Below are 696 nucleotides of genomic sequence, written 5' to 3' on the forward strand. Positions count from 1 at the left end.
GTTCGAGCGAGCGATGTGCTCGGATGGGAAACCAAATCGGCGCGGAATGTGCCGCCGGCCCTCATCGCTGCGATAGCTCGCGAAATAGCCGTCAAAGAGGAATCGTTGGTTGTTCACGCCACGGACGATTACCTCCAAGAGGTAAGACTTAGCGCGACGTTCAAACAGCTCGCGCACCGCTGGGCCACCCTAAAGAGCATCACGCTAGAAGCCGCGATGGCAAGCCTCGAACAACAAACACTCGCGACCGTACATCGTGGTGGTCCACCTGACACAGCTCGCCTGCTCGCCACCATCGCCGCTCTCGTCGAGACAGCTGAACGCCGCAGCCGATGACGAGCGTCGAACGCTGGGCCGAGCGCTCTCTCTCGAGCATGAGCGCCACGACCCGCGAGGCGTTCGCCCTCGATCCGCTGGGCACGATGCGCGACACTCTCGACCTCCATGTCAGTCCAATAGAAGAGTTGGCAGCCGGCCGAGAAGACGGCGGGTCGTGCGATGGTGTTTCGTATCTAAGCGAACGAGTGATCTTCTACGCTCCCACCTCCAACAGCAAGCGTGAGAATTTCACGTTGGCGCATGAAGTAGGACACTGGCTCGTCGATCAGGACGAAGAAATACTCGACTGGATCGCAGATCAAGATGAGGCGGGCCTTGCCCTTGAGACACTCTGCGACAGAGTCGCCCAACGTCTGC

General features: G+C 59.8%; 2 protein-coding genes. Both read left to right on the forward strand.

Features of this window, described 5'->3' with window-relative positions:
• Positions 1–336: hypothetical protein (locus JF66_RS24715; protein WP_035880583.1), on the forward strand; the 336-nt coding region annotated here is incomplete at its 5' end.
• Between the two features lie 38 nt (positions 337–374).
• A partial coding sequence (locus JF66_RS19695) for an ImmA/IrrE family metallo-endopeptidase (protein WP_197059509.1) occupies positions 375–696 on the forward strand: 322 nt, incomplete at its 3' end.

Origin of the sequence: Cryobacterium sp. MLB-32, assembly GCF_000738085.1 — a bacterium.
Classification (GTDB): Bacteria; Actinomycetota; Actinomycetes; order Actinomycetales; family Microbacteriaceae; genus Cryobacterium.